Origin of the sequence: Candidatus Frankia nodulisporulans (genome assembly GCF_902806475.1) — a bacterium.
Lineage (GTDB): Bacteria > Actinomycetota > Actinomycetes > Frankiales > Frankiaceae > Frankia > Frankia umida.
In genome coordinates this window covers 1-4,367 of sequence record NZ_CADCWS010000308.1, presented here as the reverse complement: position 1 = coordinate 4,367, position 4,367 = coordinate 1, and the positions used below count along the sequence as shown (strand labels likewise).

Below are 4,367 nucleotides of genomic sequence, written 5' to 3'. Positions count from 1 at the left end.
GAACTGACCGACCAGGTGGAACTCGACGAGGCCGTCGCCGAGGCGATCGAGGAGTCCGGCGGCCCCCGCGCCACAGCGCTGTCGGCCGGGGTCGTGATCGGAGGCTGATCGCTGTTCCGTCGGCGGACCGGCCCGCTCCGGCCTGGTTTGCCCGCTGTCTTCTCGCTTCGCCTGCTCCGGTGGCGAAGCGGGTGGACGCGAAGGGCGGTACTCGCCCGAAGCGGTTCGGGCGAGTACCGCCCTTCGTCACGCCGCAGGCGTCACGATTGTGGGGCGGTCAGCTTCCGGAGATGCTGATGGCCTCGGTCGGGCAGCACTCGACCGCTTCCTGAAGGTCGTCCGCCCGCGAGTCGTCCGGCTCCTCGTTCAGCAGGTAAAGGTAGCCATCATCGCGGATCTCGAAGATGTCCGGCACGAGCCGGACACACGTGCCGCTGCTTGCACAGCGGTCGAAATCGACGTTCACGCGCATCGGCGAACCTCCCGTACTGCTTCCAGAATGTCGTGGTCGTGTGGACCATACCGCTGAGGTGCGCCACGCAACAGTGACGTGCCTGCTCTGGACTCGGCAGCCGGACGGCGGCTTCGCCGCGCAGGTCAGGAGCTCTTGATCGCCGAGATGTCCAGCTCGATCTTGATCTTGTCGCTGAGCAGGACGCCGCCGGTCTCCAGGGCCGCGTTGAAGGAGATACCGAACTCCTTGCGACTGATCGACGTGGTCGCGGTGAAGCCCGCGCGGGTGTTGCCGAACGGGTCCTTGGAGCTGCCCTCGAACGTCACGGCGAGGTCGACCGAGCTGGTGACGCCGTGGATCGTGAGCTGGCCGGTCAGGACGTACTCGTCCTCGCCCTTGCCGGCGGTCGCGCCGGTGCTGACGAAGGTGATCGTCGGGTAGGTGGCCACGTCGAGCAGGTCCGCCGACTTCACGTGACCGTCCCGGTCCGGCACACCGGTGTCGAACGAGGCGGTCTGGATCGTCACGGACGCGCTGGAGGCGGTCGGGTCGACCGCGTCGAGCTGCAGGGTGCCCTCGACCTCCTTGAACTGCCCGCGCACGGTGGTGACCATCGCGTGGCGGGCGGAGAACCCGATGCGGGTGTGGGCCGGGTCGAGCGTCCAGGCGCCGGTCAGGTCGATCACGGTGGGAGCTGGGGCGGTCATCGCGTCCTCCTGGGTGTGCCGCCAGCGGACTGACCTTCCACAGGTGGGTCGGTCACCGTGATCTGGCGGTCGCTGTCGGCCAAATTTGATTGCGTATGCAACTTACAGCCTGGGTCAACGCGTGTTCCCGGCGCATATTCCGTCGGGCGGATGAACACCGCAAGACAAGCGGTACGGCCTGTGGACAACGTTGGACCGTCCACAGATCGAGGTCGGGGACTGCCGGCCGGGCGCCGTGCGATCTACGGTTTCGCCCATGGTCACCACCACCCCTGGCCCCGGGTGCCCAGCCGCTGCTCGCCCCCCGGCCCGGTCCGGGCCCCGGCCCCGGTCCGTAGCCGCGCGGGCTGCGCCCACCGCGCCGGTGCCCCCGGCCGCTCCGCTCCCGCCTGATCCGCGTCCGCTCGGTCCGCCTCCGCCTGGTCCGCCTCCGCCTGATCCGTCTCCGCCTGATCCGTCTCCGCCTGATCCGTCTCCGCCCGCCGTATCCGTGCCGTCCGCCGCCGCGACGCTGCCTCCCACGCCGGTCCCACCGCCGCCTGAGCCCGGGGCGTTCGTGCCCACGTGCCGGGTGCGGGCGGGCAGGTTCGCCACCGAGCCGCTTCGTGCCGATGGTCGGGAGCAGCGAGGCCGACAGCGATCATTCGATCCGGGTGACGCCGGCGAGCCGGAGCGGGACGCCTGGGCGGGCGATGATCTGCTTCTCGACTGGTCCACCGACTGGGACGCCGCCGAGGGCCCGTCCGGCGCCGGACGGCGGCCCCCCGCGTTCGGGGGAGAGCGTCCACGGGGCCAGGGCGACCTGGCCGCCGGCCGCGCTGACCTCGAGGAGGATTTCGATCCCGATGATGTCGGCGATCCGGCTGGTTTCGGCGGTCCGGCTGACCCCGAGGATCGGCCTGGTGCGGCGTCCGGTGCGCCCCCGGCGGGTCGTGCGCGGCTGATACGGGCTCGGGTCGCAGACCGGCTCCCGCTGGCGCTGCGCTCGGCGGTGGTGGCACCGGCGGCGAGTGCCGCGCTCGTGCTGGCGCTGGTCGCGCTCGGGGCGGCGGCCGTGGCGACCTGGCTCGCCTGGCAGCATCGCCCGGTGCCGGTGAGCGCACCCCCGGCGAGCTCCTCGGCGGTGATCGCGGCCGTCTCGCCCGGAGCCACCGCCCCCGAGAGCGTGACGGACTCGGGCGGCGCCACCACCGGCGTCGCCGGGTCCGCCGCGGCCCGCCCGGCTGGCGGCACCGGCGCGCCGCCTGGTGAGGTGGTGGTCGATGTCGCGGGCCGGGTGCGCAATCCAGGAGTCGTCCGGCTGCCGGCGGGCTCACGTGTCGTCGACGCGCTCGAGCGGGCCGGCGGGGCGCTGCCCGGCGTCGACACCACCGGCGTCGCGCTCGCCCGGCTGCTCGTCGACGGCGAGCAGGTGCTGGTGGACGGCCAGCCCGGGCCGCCATCGCAGGCGCCGCCCGCCGGTACCGGCGCCGCGGCGGGGGCCGGCGGCGGGGGCGGCGGCAGCCCGCTGGATCTCAACAGCGCCTCCGCCGAGCAGCTGGACGCGCTGCCCGGGGTCGGTCCGGTGCTCGCGCAGCGGATCGTGCAGTGGCGGGCCGAACACGGCCACTTCGGCTCGCCCCAGCAACTGGGGGAGGTCACCGGGGTCGGCGACAAGCGTCTCGCGGATCTGCTTCCCCTGATCAGGGTCTGAGCGCGTGGTCTCCGTCGGCCTGGAGACGGGACTCGCGCTGGCACAGCGGCCGTCCTCGACGCCACCGGTCCTTGACGCGTGCCTGATCACGCCGGCTGTGGCCGCCTGGGGCGGTGCCGCCCTGGCGGTGGGAACGACCCTGCCGGACGCGGTCCTGCTGGCCGCCGCCGCGGTCGTGCTCACCGTGCCGCTCGCGCTGGCCGCCTGGCGCCGGCACCGCCGGCGTCGTCGAAGCCCGGTGCGGCTGGCCGCGGGTCCGGCGCTCGCCGCGGTGGCGGTGTCGTTCCTGGCCGCGGGCCTGCTCGCCGGCGGTCTTGCGACCCGGCCGGGTGACCGAGGGCCCCTGGCCGATCTGGTGGACCGGCAGGCGACGGTCACCGCACGGGTCGTCGTCACCGACGATCCACGGCGGCTCGCCGCCGCGACGGGCGGCCCGGGTGACCGAGGCGGGCCGGCCTTCACCGTGCCGGCCCGGCTGGAACGGGTGGACGCCGGCCTCGTCCACCTGCGTGGGCAGGCCCGGGTGGTGCTGCTGGTGCGTGGCGCGCACTGGGGCGACCTGCTGCCCAGCCAGCACCTCGAGGTGCGGGGCCGGCTCTCCCCACCGAGGCGCGATCCCACCGTCGCCGCGGCGATGCTGGTCCGCGATGCCTCTCCCCGACCGCGGGGCGAGCCGAGCTGGCCGCAACGGACGGCCGGTCGGCTGCGCTCGGGCCTGCGCGCGGCGGCCTCGGGCCTGCCACAGCCACGCCGCGGCCTGCTGCCGGCCCTCGTCGACGGTGATGTCAGCGCCCTCGACGAAGGCCTGCGCGACGACTTCCGGGCCGCCGGCCTGACCCATCTGACGGCCGTCAGCGGCGGCAATGTGGCCGTCGTGACCGCCACGGCGCTGCTGGTCGCCGGGTGGGCCGGGCGCGGGGCGCGGGGCCGGGCGGTGCTCGCCGCCGGCACCCTGCTCGCCTTCGTGGTGCTGGCGCGACCGTCGCCCAGTGTCCTGCGCGCCGGGGTGATGGGCCTGATCGGCCTGGCCGCGTTCGCCGGCGGACGGCCCAGGGCGGCGCTGGCCGCCCTCGCGGCGAGCGTGACGGTGCTCGTGCTCGTCTGGCCGACGCTCGCCGTCTCCGTCGGGTTCGCGCTGTCCGTCCAGGCCACCGCTGGAATGATCATTCTGGCGCCCGGGTGGCATGCCGGTCTCGCCCGCCGTCTGCACCCGCGGCTCGCGGAGCCGATCGCGGTCGCGGCCGCCGCGCAGATCGCCTGCACCCCGGTGATCGCCTGGATCGGTGGTGGCGTCAGCCTGATCGCCATCCCGGCGAACCTGGTGGCCGCCCCGGCCGTCCCGGCGGCGACGGTGCTGGGGGTGCTGACCCTGCTGGTCGCCGCGGTGGCACCGGCCCCGGCCCGCCTGCTCGCCCACGCCGCCGATCTGCCCTGCTGGTGGCTGGTGACGGTGGCCCGCACCGCCGCGGGGCTGCCCGCCGCCACGGTGCGCTGGCCCGAAGGGCTGCTCGGC

General features: G+C 74.7%; 4 protein-coding genes. 2 read left to right on the top strand and 2 right to left on the bottom strand.

The window, feature by feature from the left end; all coding sequences use genetic code 11:
* Nucleotides 1-277: 277 nt before the first annotated feature.
* Both G6R24_RS18665 and G6R24_RS18660 read right to left on the bottom strand, forming a co-directional pair.
* Nucleotides 278-472: a ferredoxin gene (locus tag G6R24_RS18665; protein WP_163550488.1), complete on the bottom strand. Its 195-nt coding sequence runs from the start codon at nt 470-472 to the stop codon at nt 278-280.
* A gap of 125 nt (nt 473-597) precedes the next feature.
* Nucleotides 598-1,161: a YceI family protein gene (locus G6R24_RS18660; RefSeq protein ID WP_163550487.1), complete on the bottom strand. Its 564-nt coding sequence runs from the start codon at nt 1,159-1,161 to the stop codon at nt 598-600.
* A 556-nt stretch (nt 1,162-1,717) separates the two neighbouring features.
* On the opposite strand from G6R24_RS18660, the gene G6R24_RS18655 reads away from it, so the two are divergent.
* Nucleotides 1,718-2,854 carry a ComEA family DNA-binding protein gene (locus G6R24_RS18655; RefSeq protein WP_225438720.1) on the top strand — a complete coding sequence of 379 codons (1,137 nt, stop codon included), beginning with the start codon at nt 1,718-1,720 and terminating at the stop codon, nt 2,852-2,854.
* Between the two features lie 4 nt (nt 2,855-2,858).
* Nucleotides 2,859-4,367 (top strand): ComEC/Rec2 family competence protein (locus tag G6R24_RS18650; protein ID WP_163550486.1); only part of this gene is annotated, 1,509 nt, incomplete at its 3' end.

Bases quoted from the DNA above. Each gene is read 5' to 3' on its own strand.
- G6R24_RS18660 (WP_163550487.1), bottom strand. From the start codon at position 1,161: ATGACCGCCCCAGCTCCCACCGTGATCGACCTGACCGGCGCCTGGACG.
- G6R24_RS18665 (WP_163550488.1), bottom strand. From the start codon at position 472: ATGCGCGTGAACGTCGATTTCGACCGCTGTGCAAGCAGCGGCACGTGT.